Source organism: Ruminococcus champanellensis 18P13 = JCM 17042 (assembly GCF_000210095.1).
GTDB lineage: Bacteria > Bacillota > Clostridia > Oscillospirales > Ruminococcaceae > Ruminococcus_F > Ruminococcus_F champanellensis.
This window is the reverse complement of record NC_021039.1, coordinates 1,765,150-1,781,906: the sequence shown is the minus strand read 5'-3', so window position 1 is coordinate 1,781,906 and position 16,757 is coordinate 1,765,150. Positions and strand designations below refer to the sequence as shown.

At 50.7% G+C, this 16,757-nt stretch carries 20 protein-coding genes; 5 read left to right on the top strand and 15 right to left on the bottom strand.

What is annotated here, in order from left to right:
* Positions 1-297: 297 nt before the first annotated feature.
* The 12 genes from RUM_RS07985 to RUM_RS07935 form a co-directional block, all read right to left on the bottom strand.
* Complete coding sequence (locus RUM_RS07985) at positions 298-912, bottom strand: cell division ATP-binding protein FtsE (protein ID WP_015558631.1); 615 nt, start codon at positions 910-912, stop codon at positions 298-300.
* Entirely contained in the window at positions 909-2,906 is a 1,998-nt protein-coding gene (locus RUM_RS07980; protein WP_015558630.1) for a hypothetical protein, read from the bottom strand. Before RUM_RS07980 ends, RUM_RS07985 begins: the two co-directional genes overlap by 4 nt.
* A 72-nt stretch (positions 2,907-2,978) precedes the next feature.
* Entirely contained in the window at positions 2,979-3,446 is a 468-nt protein-coding gene (locus RUM_RS07975) for a hypothetical protein (RefSeq protein WP_015558629.1), read from the bottom strand.
* Between the two features lie 88 nt (positions 3,447-3,534).
* Entirely contained in the window at positions 3,535-4,119 is a 585-nt protein-coding gene (locus tag RUM_RS07970) for a hypothetical protein (RefSeq protein ID WP_015558628.1), read from the bottom strand.
* Positions 4,120-4,278: 159 nt separating this feature from the next.
* A complete protein-coding gene (locus RUM_RS07965; RefSeq protein ID WP_015558627.1) occupies positions 4,279-4,863 on the bottom strand; it encodes a hypothetical protein in 585 nt (194 codons plus the stop codon).
* Positions 4,864-5,090: 227 nt separating this feature from the next.
* A complete protein-coding gene (locus tag RUM_RS07960; protein WP_420834806.1) occupies positions 5,091-5,366 on the bottom strand; it encodes a cupin domain-containing protein in 276 nt (91 codons plus the stop codon).
* A 98-nt stretch (positions 5,367-5,464) separates the two neighbouring features.
* Positions 5,465-5,902 carry a zinc ribbon domain-containing protein gene (locus RUM_RS07955; RefSeq protein WP_015558626.1) on the bottom strand — a complete coding sequence of 146 codons (438 nt, stop codon included), beginning with the start codon at positions 5,900-5,902 and terminating at the stop codon, positions 5,465-5,467.
* Between the two features lie 78 nt (positions 5,903-5,980).
* On the bottom strand, positions 5,981-6,424 hold the full coding sequence (locus RUM_RS13210) for a Rieske 2Fe-2S domain-containing protein (RefSeq protein ID WP_338056979.1): 444 nt from the start codon (positions 6,422-6,424) through the stop codon (positions 5,981-5,983).
* Complete coding sequence (locus tag RUM_RS07950) at positions 6,352-7,269, bottom strand: NAD(P)/FAD-dependent oxidoreductase (RefSeq protein ID WP_015558624.1); 918 nt, start codon at positions 7,267-7,269, stop codon at positions 6,352-6,354. The genes RUM_RS13210 and RUM_RS07950 overlap by 73 nt, the downstream gene beginning before the upstream one ends.
* A gap of 260 nt (positions 7,270-7,529) precedes the next feature.
* Positions 7,530-10,073, bottom strand: a complete 2,544-nt coding sequence (locus tag RUM_RS07945; protein ID WP_041326705.1) for a rhamnogalacturonan lyase family protein — start codon at positions 10,071-10,073, stop codon at positions 7,530-7,532.
* 42 nt (positions 10,074-10,115) lie between these two features.
* A complete protein-coding gene (locus tag RUM_RS07940; protein WP_015558622.1) occupies positions 10,116-10,937 on the bottom strand; it encodes a cohesin domain-containing protein in 822 nt (273 codons plus the stop codon).
* Positions 10,938-11,198: 261 nt separating this feature from the next.
* On the bottom strand, positions 11,199-11,717 hold the full coding sequence (locus tag RUM_RS07935) for a cysteine hydrolase family protein (RefSeq protein WP_015558621.1): 519 nt from the start codon (positions 11,715-11,717) through the stop codon (positions 11,199-11,201).
* A 163-nt stretch (positions 11,718-11,880) separates the two neighbouring features.
* Between RUM_RS07935 and RUM_RS07930 the strand changes: the two genes are divergently transcribed.
* The 3 genes from RUM_RS07930 (at position 11,881) to RUM_RS07920 (ending at position 13,451) form a co-directional block, all read left to right on the top strand.
* Positions 11,881-12,273 carry a cytidine deaminase family protein gene (locus RUM_RS07930; protein WP_015558620.1) on the top strand — a complete coding sequence of 131 codons (393 nt, stop codon included), beginning with the start codon at positions 11,881-11,883 and terminating at the stop codon, positions 12,271-12,273.
* A gap of 58 nt (positions 12,274-12,331) precedes the next feature.
* Positions 12,332-12,643: a hypothetical protein gene (locus RUM_RS07925; protein WP_015558619.1), complete on the top strand. Its 312-nt coding sequence runs from the start codon at positions 12,332-12,334 to the stop codon at positions 12,641-12,643.
* A gap of 151 nt (positions 12,644-12,794) precedes the next feature.
* Entirely contained in the window at positions 12,795-13,451 is a 657-nt protein-coding gene (locus tag RUM_RS07920) for a GNAT family N-acetyltransferase (RefSeq protein WP_015558618.1), read from the top strand.
* Between the two features lie 90 nt (positions 13,452-13,541).
* Here the strand turns inward: RUM_RS07920 and RUM_RS07915 are convergent, their stop codons facing one another.
* Positions 13,542-13,754 (bottom strand): ferredoxin-thioredoxin reductase catalytic domain-containing protein, encoded by a 213-nt coding sequence (locus tag RUM_RS07915; RefSeq protein WP_276694318.1) that lies wholly within the window; start codon positions 13,752-13,754, stop codon positions 13,542-13,544.
* A gap of 235 nt (positions 13,755-13,989) precedes the next feature.
* Between RUM_RS07915 and hpt the strand changes: the two genes are divergently transcribed.
* Together hpt and RUM_RS07905 are read left to right on the top strand one after the other, a co-directional pair.
* On the top strand, positions 13,990-14,538 hold the full coding sequence (gene hpt, locus RUM_RS07910; RefSeq protein WP_015558616.1) for a hypoxanthine phosphoribosyltransferase: 549 nt from the start codon (positions 13,990-13,992) through the stop codon (positions 14,536-14,538).
* 10 nt (positions 14,539-14,548) lie between these two features.
* Positions 14,549-15,910: an NCS2 family permease gene (locus RUM_RS07905; protein WP_015558615.1), complete on the top strand. Its 1,362-nt coding sequence runs from the start codon at positions 14,549-14,551 to the stop codon at positions 15,908-15,910.
* A gap of 130 nt (positions 15,911-16,040) precedes the next feature.
* On the opposite strand, the gene RUM_RS07900 is transcribed toward RUM_RS07905, so the two are convergent.
* Together RUM_RS07900 and RUM_RS07895 are read right to left on the bottom strand one after the other, a co-directional pair.
* On the bottom strand, positions 16,041-16,220 hold the full coding sequence (locus tag RUM_RS07900; RefSeq protein ID WP_015558614.1) for an alpha/beta-type small acid-soluble spore protein: 180 nt from the start codon (positions 16,218-16,220) through the stop codon (positions 16,041-16,043).
* A gap of 126 nt (positions 16,221-16,346) precedes the next feature.
* Positions 16,347-16,757, bottom strand: coding sequence for a MerR family transcriptional regulator (locus RUM_RS07895; protein WP_015558613.1), 411 nt, complete (start codon positions 16,755-16,757; stop codon positions 16,347-16,349).

The following is a 16,757-nucleotide window of genomic DNA, read 5'->3' as shown; positions in this document are numbered from 1 at the left end:
GTGCAGCTACAAATAAAGCAGCACCGTGCAAAGCATGCCCAACGGTTCTGCCCAACATATTCCGCACAGGTCTCGTGCGGTGCTGCATACATTATACAATCCGGATTATGAAAACGCAAGCATTATTACTCAATTGGTCAAAATCCTACTCAATTGGTCATATGCCATGTTCTTCATTTCTGTTTTATCAAACAAAACGGCAGCACCATGCAAAGCCGATCCGGCCCATGATACTGCCTAAAATAACAGACAAAAGGAGTAAAGGCAACGCCGCACAGGGATTGTGTGGCAGCCCGTTTATGCATCCAGCGCAATATGCCGCATGGAGGGTTCGATGAGATTGGGCGCATGTGTCACCATAATGACAGTTTTGCCCATTTCAGAGAAAGACTTGAGAATTTCCATCACCTGCGCTGCATTGTTCGGATCCAGGGAACCGGTTGGCTCATCCGCCAGAATCAGACTGCATTGCTTCATCATAAGCCGGGCAAGGGCAATGCGCTGCTGCTCCCCGCCGGACAAAGAATATACCATTTGTGTTTCCTTGCCCTCCATGCCTACACGCCGGAGGGCATCCACCATAGAAAGACTGCTGCGGGCGTCCTTGCGAATCATGCCCAGATTTTCCGCAACGGTTTTCCGCTCTACCAGGGCAAAATTCTGAAACAGGAAGCCCACTTCATGCCGGTAATAGTGCATGAGATTTTTTCCATTTGCCACATTGAAGTCTCCCACGAGAATGTCGCCGCTGTCCACCGGCTCGATCCCGCCGATCATGTGCAGCAGGGTGGTTTTGCCGCAGCCGGAAGGCCCGGTGAGTACCGCAAATTCCCGGTCTGCAATCTGCATGGACAGGTCATCAAAGATCACATGACCGCCAATGGCTTTTTTCACATGGTTTATCTGAATCATAACGCACCGCCTTTGAGAATTTTGGACAGCTGCTGCGCTTCCAGCTTCCGGATCATCCGGTAGATCAGCGCTATATTGATCATGGTCAGCAGACAAGGCACTGTCAGCACAAACAACGCATGCTGCATTCCGGTTTTGTACACATAAATCCCGGCAGCGAGCAGATTGATGCCGCCAATCACCAGCGCGGTCACGAAATACCGCCGATTTTTCTGCAATATGGACTCCCCAAGGGTTTTCCGGATGGCAAGCTCTGTGGCATTCACTTGATAATCCAGTTGCAGGATGGTACGAAGTACGGATACATACAGCAGGATCATCAGAACGGTTACCAGCAAAAATATGGCAATCAAAGATTTTTGCACCTGATATTCGATCTGGAATTTTTCGTACACGTTGGTCATACTGATCTGCAGCGCATAATCCTCTGTCAGCTTTTCCATGCTCCGGGCATCCGGGATCCGGTAAACAGAGCCGGTTTCCAGATAATCGTGTCGGGTGTCCTCCCCTGCATGCGCTTTCTGCAACTGGTCAGCGGCAATCAGCACTGCTGGAGTCTTGTAGAACGTGAATCGGCTGTTGGCAAACTCCCGGAAGCACAGCAATTCCTCATCAGAAGCATATGACAAGTATTGGATCCGTTCCTCCGAGGGTCTCTCCCCTTCTGCGCTTTCATAATGATCCAGAAGCAATGCGGCTGCCGCCTCCTGCTCCAGTGATGAGAAGTGCTCCGGCAGCAGTAAAACCGCATCATACTGTGCCAGATCAGCCTGCGCCGCCTCTGGATACACGCTCTGCACATAGTCCAGCGCCCGGTGATTGCAGTAGACCAGGTGTATGGACAAATCCTCCTGTCCGATACTATCCAGTTCCCCGGATATATCCTGCATGCAGACCGGAGCAAGCTGTGCATCCGTTTCAGAAAGGAACCGCCGTTTTTCCAGCAGTCCTTGACGAGAACTGTCGTCCGGCTCCTCCGGGTCAATGACGGCCGTCAGAGGCTGAACGCTCAGAAAACCGTAATCCTGCATGCTTTTGAAAAAGGCGTCCGCCTTTTGATACTTCCCGATGGAAGGAATCGCAGACAGCATGGACAAAATCACAAGGCAGCTCAGCAAAGCAGCCCCATTGCCCAGCAGAGTGAGCATGGCAAGAAGCCGGTTGGACAGTTGATGCCCGTACAGCATTTCCTTTGGCTTGATCCGGAGCAGATGCAGATTCACAAGCCATACCCCCACCAGGAAGGGCACAAAAAGCCAACGGATATTGGCGTAAAACCGGAGGGTCTGGGTATATGCATCCTGCACCAGGCAGCAGCCGGCAAACAGGACGGAAAAGACCAGCGTGTCCGTCAGACAGAACCGCAGATAGTGATACCGGGGACTGTCCCCATGCAGCACCCGAATGGCGATCTCCTTCTTTTCAAAGGAAGCGTCCAGATAGCAGTAAAACAGCATCATCAGGTATACCAGCACAAAAATACCTGTAAGGAGCTGTGTCCGTGACCCTACCTTGGCTTTGGCGGTCTGGATCATGCTGCCGTATTGGATGTACAATTCCTCCGCCGCAGCGTCACAGTCTGCCGGATCTCCCACCAGATACCCATAATACACACTGTTCCGTTCCTCCTGATTTTGCATCAACGCCTCCAGCGTATTCCCGGACACGGTGCATTCATTCCCCAGCACATCCTGCATGATCCCCGGCTTCAGCCCAAGATACGCCTGCCATTCGTCCTGCCGGTCTGCATCGGTATAGAAGGTAACCGTACTTTTTTGCAGCCCTGTATTCCGGTTTGTGACACCGCAAAACAGCAGGTCATGCCGCCTAGCAATCCGATCCAGCTCCTGAAAATCAACCTTTGCCGGATTGGATATGACTAGCTTATAGGTATTGGGCAGCGCCTGTGGGAATCCGTCCAGATTGAACAGCGCCAGCAGTACCGTGGCGGCGGCAAACAGAATCAAAGCGGTGATATACTTTCCCCGTTTCATATGTCTCCTCCCGACTGTCAGAAACAGAACGAGGGAGCATCCAAAAGGGTGCTCCTGCGTTCTGCGTAAATTTTACCAATAGATGCATCCGGTGTAGGTCACTGCACTTTCGTTCCGAACGTATTTATAGCAATACGTGCTTTTCCAGAAGCCATCAGCGTACCGGGTCTTGCTGTAGGTAAACTTCCCATCGTTATTCAGCTTGCTGTCCATGTAAAATCCGGTCTGATCGTTTACTGTTCCGACCCAGGCATGGGTGTACTCACTGCCGATCATTTCCGGATTATAGGCAATAATCAGGTTCGCAGAATACTTGTTGTTTTTGTACAGATAATGGTACTCTTGTGACTCTTTCCACCCGCCCTTTGCATAAAACCTATCACTCGGATTAGAGTAGCCAATTTGTTGAATATTACGGTTATTATGCGCCTTGTCATTGTTGTCGTAGTATTTTGCGGACGCAGACAAGGGCAGAGCAGTGAGGGCGGAGCAGGCAACGATACCTGCCAGAATGAGGGATGTTAACTTGTTCTTCTTCATGTCTTTCTCCTTTTGTCATATAGAATGTTTCTAATCAAGCATTGGCGCGCACAATGCTGAAAAGCAGATTTAAAAATGAAAGAAAATTCTACTGCATTCCCGTCATGGTATTGGTGGTCTCAATAAACTCCATGAGTTCCGGCAGTGCCTCTCGATAGATGGCAAGATCCGCAGCAGTTTGTTCATCCTCGTTCAGAAGTTTTCCATTTGCATCCAACACCAAATAAGAACCCCTATCCGTTTCCGTCATTCTTGAAATATTAAAAGAGTAATCCTTAAACTTGCCGTTGAATCCAAGTAGTGTTGACATACTAACAGAAAAATCTGATCCGGACATATTATAGGGGATATAGTCCACACTACCATCTTCATTGACAATGCAATGATCGTCATCAATTCCAGTGGCAGTGGTAATACCAAAAGAGCAGCAGAAATTGCCAAATGTGGGGACACGATAAAAACAAGTCCAATAGGTTTCTTCCATATCCGTAGAATAAATGGTCAATCCAGGACTAGAGGGAGTATATTGGTCAATCGCAAACCCATAGGATTCTGCCGGCATGTGGGGTAGGCAGACAGCGTAATAAAAATACAGCCAGGCACCGGAGTACAGCAGTGCGCCGCCCAGCAAGATGGATACGATCCAGATCAGAATCTTTTTCTTTTTTGTCATAGTTGCCCTCCGTTGTCACAATAATGCGAATCCACATACATTTTAATTTTTCATCAATCATATTATATCATATATTTTTTGCAATGTCAATAACCCACAAAATTTTTATTAAAAAATATAAGACAGTGTGTTTTTGTCGCAATAGCCATCTGAAAAATGCTACTGCACTCCAGTTACAGTATTGGTCACTTCAATAAACTCCATGAGTTCCGGCAATGCCTCTCGATAGATGGCAAGATCCGCAGCAGTTTGTTCATCCTCGTTCAGCAGTTTTCCGTTTGCATCCAACACCAAATAGGAACCCCAATCCGTTCCTGCCATTTTCGAAACGTCGAAAATATAATATTTAATTGATCCATTGAACCCAAGAGGAGCTATCATACTAACAGAAAAATCCGAACCAGACATATTATAGGGGATATAGTCCACACTGCCATCTTCATTGACGATACAATGATCGTCATCAATTCCCGTAGACGTTGTAATGGTAAAGGAGCAATGAAAATTCCCGAAATGCGGAACAAAATAATCGCCCAGCCAATATTTATCTCCTATAAGAGCAGTATAATCAGTTCCGCCGGCACTTTGGGGCAAATCTTCGTCAATCTTAAACCCATAGGATTCTGCCGGCATGTGGGGTAGGCAGACAGCGTAATAAAAATACAGCCAAGCGCCGGAGTACAGCAGTGCGCCGCCCAGCAAGATGGATACGATCCAAATCAGAATCTTTTTCTTTTTTGTCATAGTTGCCCTCCATAGTCTTTCACGCTTGAGATATATACATTTTAACTTTCTGTCAAGGGCTATTATACCCCATATTCTTCAAAATGTCAATACAAGGGGACATTTTTTTATTATTTTGGTGCATAATCGCCTGTATACCTCCTTGATTGTGCAGGAAGCAAACCCGTAAATAAAAAAAGAGCAGCCAAATGGCTGCTCCACAGTTTTGACAGCTACCGATCCGGTTCTTAGAATGAAACCACCAGCTGCATTTTAAATCTTTCCTCGCCATACACTGCGTGAGGAATATCCTTCGGCATGATCAGCGTTTCCCCCTGCTCCAGGTAGAACACCTCACCGCCAACGGTGAATCTTCCCTTGCCCTCCAGAACCGTTACCATTGCATCGCCGCCTGCTGCGTGCGTCGAGATTTCTTCTCCCTTGTCAAAGGAAAAAATCGTCATGCTGACCAGATCATTCTGCACAAGGGTCTTGCTGACTACCTGCCCCTCCTGATAAGCCACCAGATCTTTCAGCTCCAACTTTGTGTTTTTTCAATATTCTTGTACATACTCCAAAACTCCCTTACATACTTGTATGCTGACATATGTAAAATTACAAGCTACTTCCAGTGCTTCAGATTCGGTACAACTGCTTCCATATGCGCACGAACCTGTTCCGCCGGCCAGTTTTCATTTGCCAGATGCTCCACGCAAAAATCAATCAGCTGTTCCTTGCTGGTATACCGGAATTCGCCCCCCGCATAGCACCACTTGCAGTATTCTTCATTGAACGCCCCGTTCGGCTCCCGGCTTGTTGTGGCATCCTCCAGAGGCATGCCGCAGCATTGACAAACCAACTGCCTTGGGGATCCCAACAACGTATTGATGGACACATCAAAAACCTGTGACAGCAGCTTCAATGCCTCTACGTTCGGGATCGTCTCGCCATTCTCCCAACGGGATACAGCCTGCCTGGTCACATAGATTTTTTCCGCAAGCGCATCCTGTGAAAGCCCCATTTGGGTTCTGAGCTGTAATATGATATCCTTTGTTTCCATGAAACATCACCACCTTACTTATTATTATAGCACAAAACCTTGCAAAAGCAAGCAACAGACTGTTGCTCCCCCGCCGTATCACGCCCCATTTGCCGGATTATCCAACACGTTTCCATGTTCGTCCAACCGCGAGCCATGACAAGCACAGTCCCAGGAATGCTCGGCGGCATTCCAATGCAGCGCACACCCCAGATGTGGGCAGCGCCTGCCGGTAAATGTCAGAAGATTTCCGATAGATTCCAGATCATTGACAAACAGCTGGGACTTCAGCATGCTTCTGGAAGGGTTGAAAATGTCAGCATATGCAGGCTTTCTGCCCTGCACCAGATCAGAAAGCAGCATCCCCGACAGCATGGCGCCTGTCATGCCCCATTTGTCAAAGCCCGCTGCCGTGAAAAGCTGTGCTGTGCGGCTGGAATATTGCCCGATATATGGCATCTGATCCAGCGTCATGCAGTCCTGGGCTGCCCAATGACCCCATTCCCTGGCGGAGGGATAATACTGCCGTGCGGCACGCCGCAGCTCCGCCCAGCAGCCGCCCTTTTTCCCGTTCGATGACCGCCGCCGCCCAGCAGCAGATACTCCCCGTAATTCCGAAATGACAAACCCGTTTTGCATGCGTCCACATACATGCCCTGCACATTCTGGGCATGATCCAGAGCCAGCACATAGGAACGGTGCTGATAAAGCTTGAGAAAATAACTGCCATGCTTGTTGAGAAAGGGAAAATGAGTTGCAACGATCACTGCCTTTGCCGTGATATTTCCCCCGTCTGTGATTGCCTGGTTTTCCCGCATCTCCCGAACAAAGGTATTCTCATAAATGGGCAAATGTGTTGCAATGGCGTACAGGAATTTCAGCGGATGGAACTGCGCCTGATCCGGAAACATCACTGCGCCTGCCGTTGGAAAGGGCAAGGGCAAATGCTCGCAGAACACCGGCTCATAACCAATTCTTGCAAGAGCGGACAGCTCCTGCTCCAGCGCATTTCTGTCCTGCACCGAATAAACATAGTTAGGCTTTCGCTGATAATCACAGTGGATTTCCCGGCAAAGCTCCGCATATTTTGCAAAGGCAAGCCGGTTGGCATGCAGGAATTTCTGCGCCGTTTCCAAGCCCTCACTTTTCAGAAGCTTCTGATAATTCAGACCATGCTGAAACGTGATCTTAGCCGTTGTATATCCCGTGGTTCCGCTGCAAATACGCCGCTTTTCCACAAGCATGCAATCCACACCGCTTTGTTTCAGAAAGTATGCCGTCAGAATTCCGACAATGCCGCCGCCGATAATCAGCACATCGGTTTTCGCATTCCCCTGCAGCTTCGGAAAGCTTGGCGCCTTTGTACTGTTCTGCCAGATTGATTCCATCCTTCCTCCTATCTGAAACACCGCCGATTTTCATCGACTGCATGCCCTAGTGATCCATCTGGTAGTAGTATGCGCCCATCCATTTCATTTATATGCGTCATCCGGCAGAACAGAAAAAAACGGTGCAGTCCCACAATCGGGAGCTGCACCGCATTTGTATCACGTCTTCCATCCGGAAGACGTATTGCTGGGAGGTTCTGGGTAATAAGCCTAAAAAACCTCGGCAGATTCATCGCAAAACCATTGGGCATGCTGCTGCCTTAAGGCTTTGCAGCATACACATTTGGACGTTCCGGAAGCGGATAACCGGTTCCCAGGAAGTAATCCGTATGGGGCGGCTGGTTATAAGCCACATTCTGCCCTGCAACAGCTGTACGATACTGTACATTGTGCATCAGAGAAACGATGCCGTATTTCGTCTCGTAAGTCGTAGAGTAAATCCGGACGCCGGATCCAGTTCCCAGCCGGAAGATCATTTCCTCTCGCCAGTCACCAAACAGATCACAGGTCAGACACGCATTGGACTTGGACGAATTGTTATAGGTCACGCCGCTGCCGGTAAAGACTCTGCCGGAACCGTACTGATCCACCATAGTCCGGTCAAGCACTGCCCGCTCCAGAGAGCCAGTCCAGTAAACCACGGAGTTCATACCCCACTTGGTGATATCGCTCCAGTTGCAGACCGTATTGCCGGATGCGTCATAAACCACAGAATCCTGTACGCCCACAAACTCGGCACTGTCGTTCCCGGCGATCAGATTATCCGCAAGTCCCCGGCCGGTATCCCCTTCTCCTGGTTTCCGAAGAATCATTTTGCCGGTTGCCGCATCACGCAGGGACATACCATAGGGCGCAGCCTCGTGGCACATGAAGATCTCCAGACCAGGATTGCTGGGCACGAAGTCCCCCACATGCAGCACGTCTCCATGCCGCAGACCAGTGGTGTACAGCAGTATGCCGTCATCATCGATTACCGCAGAGCCCACCACAATTTCATCCCTGCCGTCGTTGTCACAATCCGCCGCAAAGCAGTTGTGATTGCCGTCTCCGTAGCCGGAGGTAGTGCTTTCCGCAGTTCCGGAATCAAATGCCCAAAGCTGTACCAGCTTTTTGTTGACCACATTGTATGCCGTTGCGGTCATTCTGGTGTAATAGCCCCGGATCATCACACAGCTGGGCGTGGTGCCGTTCAAATACGCCGTTGCCGCCAGGAACCGATCCACACGATTTCCGTAGGAATCGCCCCAACTGCTGACCGTACCCCGTCCCGGTACATAATCTATGGTATCCAGCGCTTTGCCCGTCAGACCGTCAAAGAGCGTCAGGTATTCGTTGCCGGACAGGATGTAGCCGGAGGACGCCCGATAATCTGCCGAAGCGTTGCCAATCACAGCCCCTGTACCATCCACCGTACCATCGGAGGTCTTACAGATCATTTCAGCCTTGCCGTCCCCGTCATAGTCATAAACCATGAACTGGGTATAATGTGCACCCGCACGGATGTTTCTCCCCAGATCCACACGCCAGAGTCTTGTGCCGTCCAGCTTGTAGCAGTCCAGGTATACATTGCCCGTATAGCCACTCTTGGAATTGTCCTTGGAATTGGAAGGATCCCACTTCACGAACAGCTCGTACTGACCATCCCCGTCCGCATCTCCCACAGAACAGTCATTGACTGTGTAAGAGCAGGTAGAACCGTCCGGCATGGTCAGATCCGCCGGTGCCGTAAAGTTGATATCAAAATATGCACCCGAAGAGTCCTTATTGCCCAGCATGGTTGCAAGGCATGCAAATTCCGTACACTCCGAGCCCTGGTATACATCCACCGTATACCAATCTGATGCTGTACCATCCGGATCATAATAGCAGGTAGCATCCGCCGCTGTGCCCTCATACAGCACAGTGGGTTCTCCGTTGCGGAACACCTTGAAGGAGGTATTCTCATCATCGGTACCAAGCAGCCGCCAGGAAATCAGCATACCCTTGTCATTGCCGGACTTCGCCGCAATCACGCCCCGGTCCAGATTTTCCACCTGCTGTGCCCCCTCCGGAATTTCTTCCGTCAGAGATGCGGCAGGATCCGTGGTAGGCTCCAGGATCAGGTAGTCCATATTGGGACCGCCGCCTTCCGTAGAAGCCGTTGCACGAATGGTATTCTGTCCCGCATGCAATGTGACCACCACGCTGGACTCCGCCCAGGTGGTCCATGCCTCCGTGGAGGGGTAGGACACCAACGCATAGTCCGTATTGCCGTTGATTGTCACCTTGCAGGGGCGATCCGCAGCAGATCCGTTTGCATAGCGGAATGTCACACGGTAGTTGCCCGCACTTGGCACCTGCACCGTCCAGTTGACATAGCTGCCGATCACATTATCATAGTTGACGTATGCTTCGCCGGTAAATCCGGCGTTCAGATCCTCGCGGACACCCTGGCTATACTCTGCGTCTACCGCAAAGTAATAGTCCGGCGTCTGCTTGATTTCAAAGGATGCACCCGATGCAAACCCGGTGCGCTTGTGAAGTAAATACTCGTTCAGCATCGCTGCGTCATCCGCAGTCACTGTCTGATCTCCCGTTACATCTGCCGCCTGCAGCGCAGGCTCATACGGGAATGCAGAAATCTGCCCTGCCAGATATCCTCTGAGCAGCGCATAATCCGAACCATCAATCAGTCCATCCCCGTTCAGATCACCGTACAAGCCCTGGTCGGCTGCGGCTGCTGTTGTGGATGGATCCAACGGATAAAACGCAGATGTGCCGACAGACATCAGCAGCGCAAGCAACACTGCTGATGCTTTTTTCATGCTCTGATACATGCTTCCCCCTGTTTCTGTCGGCCCGATCGCTTACTTGCCCAGTTCGCTTGCATCGATCAGATGTGCAAGATACCGTGCAATTGCAGTAATGTCACTGGAATCGATAGTACCATCCTTTTTGCAGTCCGCATTCAGCAGTCCCTGTGCAGAGGGTGCCTTTGCAGTTGCATCCTGTGCAACGTATCTGGACAGCAGAACCACGTCATTGATTTCAACGACACCGTTGCAGTCCACGTCACCATACAGATCAGCAGCAGCATCGCCGCCAACGGTTACCTCCCCAGCTGTGCCGAGTACATTATAGTAAACAGCCGTATTGGAATCGTCAATGTAGCCTGCAACGATTTTATCATTGGTCACGCCGCTGCCCGGATAGGTTTCACGGGCAACCGGGACAATTCCCAGTACTGACACAGCTCCCTCCGCTGCGGATGCGTTTACAGTACCGGTAATGGTTACAAATACGTCTGAGGTAGTGTCCTTCATCCAGTACTGGCTGTCGGTCAGACCGGTTGTCCACAGCATGCACAGCTGATCCCCGTCCACGCTCCAGGTAAATACGTCGCCGGTGTCCTTATCAGCCTCGATGGCACCGGTGTTGCCTACAGCGCCCAGGGTAACATCACTGATGGTGAGAATGGAGCTGTCGAACTCTACAGCAAAGTCCAGGATGCTCATGCCGGTGCTGGGAATGCCGGACAGTTTTACGTCAACACTGAACTCCTCCCCAGCCTTTGCGGTTGCCCTGCCGGCAATCAGCGAAACTGAATCAGCGGCGGATACGCTTGCCGGAACAGATACCAGCATAGCCATGACTGTCAGTGCGGACAGAATGGATCTTGTCTTCTTCATGATGATTTTCTCCTTCACGATGTAAAGTTTTAATTTTTAGCTTCCATCCAAGCTATAAAACCGCTCAGACGAGGCTATAAATCAATTACATAATACTCTATTTGAGCATAAATTGCAATGACATATTGTGCTTTCTCTATGATAAATCCTGCCTTATAACCGAATTATCCGGTTACAATTGAACAGTTTCTATATAAAACAGCTAATTTTGCGGCTAAAACAATAAAATTAAAATAATATTCTCATACGCACTTCATTCATTTAACTGTGAGTCACCGTGATCTGACACATCTTCATTGCCTCCAGAGCATTCCGATGGCTTTCCGGTGTAACTCCGGCACAGCAGGACGCATCCACCAACAACGGGATCTCCGGCAGGGCAGCCTTCAGAATCATGGCATTGGAGATCACACAGATATCCGTACACAGCCCCACCAGCTCAATGCTGTCGATCTGCTCAAAGGACGCCACATAATCCGCCAGTTCCAGAGAGCCGAAGGAGGGCTTGTTGATGATCCGGGCATTTTCCACCGGCAACTGAGGAGAGATCTCCCAACCGGAGGTTCCTTCCACACAATGGATCACCGGCAGATTCTGCCCCTCCTGGGTATCCAGATAATCCTCCCCGTGGGTATCCCGGGTAAACACCACAAGATTTCCAGCCTCACGGTACTGTCGGATCTTCTCCGCCACTGCCGGCACAATTTCCACAGCCTCCGGGGTACCCAAAGCCCCATCGATAAAATCATTCTGCATATCGATCACAATCAGTATTTTCATTTTCATGCTCCTTTCCTGCCAAAGCAGGGAACTGTATTGCCTATACTATACTCCAAAGTCAGGCACTTGTCAACGTTTCCGGAAAAATACTGTATGAAAGCATTGACGAAGCCGCCTTTGAAATGGTATACTATATCCATATCACAGAGCAGGAGGCATGGTCATGGATCAAAGCTGGGAAGAACTCTTTCAGGCGGCAAAGGCCGTCCAGAAGGGCAGAAGCATTTCAAAGTATGTGGAGGCTGGCGGAGTTGCCGCAGCCATTCGTGCAAAGTCCGGCAAGATCTACACTGGCGTATGCATCGACACCTGCTCCACCCTGGGCATCTGTGCAGAGCGGAATGCGATTTTTCATATGATCACGGAGGGAGAACAGGAAATCGACCAGGTGCTGGCAATCATGCCGGATGGCAGAACCGGAGCACCCTGCGGCGCCTGCCGGGAGCTGATGGTACAGCTGATGCCGGACAGCTACCAGGAGATCCGGATCATGCTGGATATCACCAAAGGAAAAGTGGTCACACTGGGAGAGCTGACACCTGCCTGGTGGATATAAACACGTTATTCAACAAAGACTGCTTTTTGGAATGCTATAGCGAAAGGAATGCTCCAGGATGACAGAACCGATTAAAGAAGCCTCAGAGGAACTGGCGCAATGGCTCTCCTACCCAACCGAGCTGGGGTGCAGACCTGCGAAAGTGGAATTCACTACAGAATTCGATGATCCGGACGGCATTCACTGCATGATCTTCCGGTTTCAAAAAACATTACTGGGCAAGTGGCTGCTGGGAATCGTCAGCGAGTCCGGAACATTCAGCGAAATGCAGGAATATCACAAGGAAAGCGAACTGGAGGATGCAACCAGGATTCTGGAAATGCTCAAAGCGTACTGGAAACAGCAGGCCGACTCCCTGGAGGAATCCTAAGGGCAACACCGCTTCGGCGTTGTAATAATACAAAAGGAGTGTATGTTTGAAACCATACTACACACTGGAGATTGTAGCGTAACCGGAAGGTTCGCTGCAAGCTCAGCCAACCTCCCGGTATTGCAGTCAACCAGTTTTAGGAGGTAAAACAATGAAAGAACGTGACTACATCATCCGCCAGGAAACCAAGGCGGATCACCAGACAGTAGAAACCCTGACCCGGGAAGCATTCTGGAATCAGAGCGTGCCGGGCTGCAATGAGCACTATTTCGTCCACACCATGCGGCAGCATCCGGATTTTGTGCCGGAGCTGGATCTGGTACTGGAACGTGAAGGCAAGATCATCGCCAGTGTGCTGTACACCCACAGCTGGCTGGAGGACCAGGCAGGAAATCGGCATCGAATCCTCACCTTCGGACCTTTGAGCGTGCATCCTGCCTGCCAGAGAAAGGGATACGGTAAAGCGTTGCTGGAGGAATCCTTCCGCCGGGCAAAAGCGCTTGGATATGACGTCATTGTTATATTTGGCAATCCGGACAATTATGTATCCCGTGGCTTTCGCAGCTGCAAGCGGTACAATGTGTGTCTGGAGGGGGACATCTTCCCGACAGCTCTGCTGGTAAAGGAGCTGACCCCGGGTACCCTGGACGGCAGAAAGCTCTGCTACCGGGAAAGCACTGCGGCGGCATGCTGTGAGGATGCAGAAGCTGTAGCAGCCTTTGATGCCCAGTTCCCTCCAAAGGAAAAGGGCTGGCAGCCGAGCCAGGAGGAATTCTACATTCACAGTCATTCTGTGATCGGCTGGTAAAACAGCAAAAAACCGGTGAATGGTTCCCATTCACCGGTTTTGTCTTAGGGCTGCAAATGCTGTGCAAAGCCATCAGGTGCACTCTACAGGCTAGTCCCTATGCGTGCAGTAGTACAGCATGCAATGACAGTAGCCTTCAAAGTCCGGATCCTCCATCTGGCGACGGAACTCCTGACAAATACATTTATTTTCCGGTTTCCGTTCCCTGCGGCAGGGGCAGTATCCGCCGGTGTGTGCCAGGCCCTCCCGCACTGCGGCAACCATCTGGGCATCCGGGTTCAAAGTGATCTCCATTCTATGCACCTCCCGACTATATTATACCGAAAATCCTTAAAAATTGCAACCGCAGCACACAAAAAACGCAGTTTTCTCTCTTGCGGCATGAAATAGGCTGTTTTTAGATAAAGAGTGCCTGCAAAATGCGCTTTCATCCTTGAAATTGTGTAGAGCGTGTGATATAATTGTGATAATGTTGTTAAGGCAGCAGCGGAAACCCATTTTACCCGGACACAGCGCCGGAATGAATAGGAGAGAAAATATGGAATTTGCAAATCCAGAGGAGTACCAGAGCAAAATCAAGCAGATTCTGATTACGGAGGATCAGATCAAGGAGGCTCTGAAAAAAGCAGGCGAACGCATCAACGCCGCTTATGACGGAGCGCCCATTCTGCTGGTCAGCATTCTCAAGGGCGCTTATATGTTCCTGGCAGATCTGAGCCGGGAGATCACCGTTCCCTGCGAGATCGGATTCATGGCGGCAAAAAGTTATTTTGAGGACACCAATTCCTCTGGAAATGTGCAGATCACCATGGATCTCACACAGGACGTCAGCAAGTATCATGTGTTTATTGTGGAGGATATCATCGATACGGGCAGAACCCTGAACGAGATCCTGAAGATCCTGAAAATCCGCAATCCCCTTTCCCTGGAGATCATTACCCTGCTGGACAAACCGGATCGGCGGATCGTGGATCTGAAGGCGGATTACTCCCTGTTCACCATCCCGGACTATTTCGTCATCGGCTATGGTCTGGACTATGGGGAATACTACCGGAATCTGCCCTACATTGCAGAATTTGGAAATTGAGGTGTAACGTATGTTTGAAAAGCTATTCAAACTCCAGGCAAACAAAACCAATGTGAAAACCGAACTGGCTGCCGGTCTGACCACGTTCATGACCATGGCGTACATCCTGGCAGTCAACCCCAGCATCCTTTCCTCCACCGGCATGGACAGCACCGCCGTTCTGCTGGCAACCTGTCTCGCATCCTTCGTGGGAACCATCTGCATGGCTCTGTGGGCAAACCTGCCCTTCGCCCTTTCCGCCGGCATGGGACTGAACGCCTACATGGCATACACCGTATGCGGCACTATGGGCTTTTCCTGGCAGGTAGCGCTCTTTGCCGTATTTATTGAGGGTATCATTTTCATTATCCTCTCCCTTACCAACGTGCGGGAAGCTATCTTCAACTCCATCCCCCTGCCTTTGAAGCGTGCCGTTTCCGTGGGCATCGGTCTATTCATCGCCTTCATCGGCCTGCAGAACGCTGGACTGTCTGTTGACGCTTCAACTCTGGTTACCATCACGGACTTTACCCAAAATTTCCACACCACAGGCATCTGCGCACTGCTGGCTGTCATCGGTCTGCTGCTGACCTCCGTCCTCTATATCAAGAAGGTCAAGGGCTCCATTCTGATCGGCATCTTAGGCACCTGGATCCTGGGCATGCTTTGCCAGCTGACCGGTCTGTATGTGCCCAACCCGGATGCAGGTGCATACACCCTGTTCCCCACTCTGGGCATCACAGATTTCACCAAGCTGAGCCAGACCTTTGGTCAGTGCTTCAAGCTGGACTTTGGCAATGTGGGCATTCTGAACTTTGTGGTAGTTATCTTTTCCTTCCTGTTCGTTGATCTGTTTGACACACTGGGTACGCTCATCGGTGTCAGCACCAAGGCAAACATGCTGGATAAAGACGGCAAGCTGCCTGCCATCAAGCCTGCACTGCTGGCCGACGCCGTTGCAACCTCTGCCGGTGCCGTATTCGGCACCTCCACCACTACCACCTTCGTAGAATCCTCCGCCGGCGTGGCAGCAGGCGGCAGAACCGGTCTGACTGCTTTGACCACCGCTGTTCTGTTCCTGATCTCCATGCTCTTTGCTCCCATCTTCACTGCAATCCCCTCCTTTGCAACCGCTCCGGCTCTGATCCTGGTTGGCTTCCTGATGTTCAGCACCGTCACCGAGATCAAGCTGACAGAAGACACCTACACCAGTGCGATCCCCGCTTACCTGTGTATCATTGCAATGCCCCTGTTCTACAGTATCTCTGAGGGCATTTCCATCGGAGTGATCTCCTATGTGATCATCAACCTGATCTGCGGCAAGCGCAAGGAAATCAATCCCATTATGTACGTTCTGGCGGTTCTGTTCATTCTCAAGTACATCTTCCTTTGATTCGTTGAATCAATCAGCGCCTCCGTTCCGGCAAACCGGACGGGGGTGCTTTTTTATGCATCGAAATCCGGAAAAAGCAAGTGCGCTGCACGACAAATGCCGCACAGCGCACTTTTTCGGGGAAAAGATCTTACTGCATCTTATATGCGTCGATCATCTTCTTGACCATCTGACCGCCGATGGAACCAGCCTGACGTGCAGTCAGATCGCCGTTGTAACCCTGCTTGAGGGATACGCCAACCTCGCTGGCAGACTCCATCTTAAAACGCTCCATTGCTTCCTTACCCTTCTGCGTAAATTCACCCTTCATAATGGTTCTCCTTTGTTTTTAATAGAATTGGATGCCGTGATAATAGTATAACTCGGCGAACGGAGAATATCATAGGGAATTTTCGTCGTTTTTTCCAAAATCAAAACAACACGCAAAAGGCAAGCATCACGGAATATCCGGCTGCTCCGGCTCGCCGGATCCGGTCAGCCGCTGTTCACACTGCTTCATCTGCCCGGATTCATACAGCTGGATCTTATAGTCCAGCCGGGCAAGGGTGTTCTGCATGGCACAGATCCGCTCCTGCAACAGTCTGCGCTGTTCCGTCAGCAGTTCCAGCCGGGCGTCAACGGTGGCATCCCCTTGCCGGAAGAGCTGTACATACTCGATCAGCACCTCGATGGGCAGGCCGGCGCTTCGCATGCATTTGATGAATTCCACCCACCGGCAGGCCTCCTGATCGTAATCCCGCAAACCGGAGGCGTTCCGGCGCACCGGTGGGATCAGTCCGATCCGCTCGTAATACCGCAGGGTATCCGGAGTCAGATCATATTTTTTTGCGGTCTCCGAAATCGTCAT

What these genes read in the sequence shown, in the direction of transcription:
- RUM_RS07900 (WP_015558614.1), bottom strand. Translation starts at nt 16,220, where the DNA reads ATGAAGGGTGAATTTACGCAGAAGGGTAAGGAAGCAATGGAGCGTTTT.
- RUM_RS07895 (WP_015558613.1), bottom strand. Translation starts at nt 16,757, where the DNA reads ATGACGATTTCGGAGACCGCAAAAAAATATGATCTGACTCCGGATACC.
- RUM_RS07980 (WP_015558630.1), bottom strand. Translation starts at nt 2,906, where the DNA reads ATGAAACGGGGAAAGTATATCACCGCTTTGATTCTGTTTGCCGCCGCC.
- RUM_RS07935 (WP_015558621.1), bottom strand. Translation starts at nt 11,717, where the DNA reads ATGAAAATACTGATTGTGATCGATATGCAGAATGATTTTATCGATGGG.
- RUM_RS07965 (WP_015558627.1), bottom strand. Translation starts at nt 4,863, where the DNA reads ATGACAAAAAAGAAAAAGATTCTGATTTGGATCGTATCCATCTTGCTG.
- RUM_RS07950 (WP_015558624.1), bottom strand. Translation starts at nt 7,269, where the DNA reads ATGGAATCAATCTGGCAGAACAGTACAAAGGCGCCAAGCTTTCCGAAG.
- RUM_RS07955 (WP_015558626.1), bottom strand. Translation starts at nt 5,902, where the DNA reads ATGGAAACAAAGGATATCATATTACAGCTCAGAACCCAAATGGGGCTT.
- RUM_RS07945 (WP_041326705.1), bottom strand. Translation starts at nt 10,073, where the DNA reads ATGAAAAAAGCATCAGCAGTGTTGCTTGCGCTGCTGATGTCTGTCGGC.
- RUM_RS07975 (WP_015558629.1), bottom strand. Translation starts at nt 3,446, where the DNA reads ATGAAGAAGAACAAGTTAACATCCCTCATTCTGGCAGGTATCGTTGCC.
- RUM_RS07985 (WP_015558631.1), bottom strand. Translation starts at nt 912, where the DNA reads ATGATTCAGATAAACCATGTGAAAAAAGCCATTGGCGGTCATGTGATC.
- RUM_RS07940 (WP_015558622.1), bottom strand. Translation starts at nt 10,937, where the DNA reads ATGAAGAAGACAAGATCCATTCTGTCCGCACTGACAGTCATGGCTATG.
- RUM_RS07970 (WP_015558628.1), bottom strand. Translation starts at nt 4,119, where the DNA reads ATGACAAAAAAGAAAAAGATTCTGATCTGGATCGTATCCATCTTGCTG.
- RUM_RS07925 (WP_015558619.1), top strand. Translation starts at nt 12,332, where the DNA reads ATGACAGAACCGATTAAAGAAGCCTCAGAGGAACTGGCGCAATGGCTC.
- RUM_RS07930 (WP_015558620.1), top strand. Translation starts at nt 11,881, where the DNA reads ATGGATCAAAGCTGGGAAGAACTCTTTCAGGCGGCAAAGGCCGTCCAG.
- hpt (WP_015558616.1), top strand. Translation starts at nt 13,990, where the DNA reads ATGGAATTTGCAAATCCAGAGGAGTACCAGAGCAAAATCAAGCAGATT.
- RUM_RS07905 (WP_015558615.1), top strand. Translation starts at nt 14,549, where the DNA reads ATGTTTGAAAAGCTATTCAAACTCCAGGCAAACAAAACCAATGTGAAA.
- RUM_RS07920 (WP_015558618.1), top strand. Translation starts at nt 12,795, where the DNA reads ATGAAAGAACGTGACTACATCATCCGCCAGGAAACCAAGGCGGATCAC.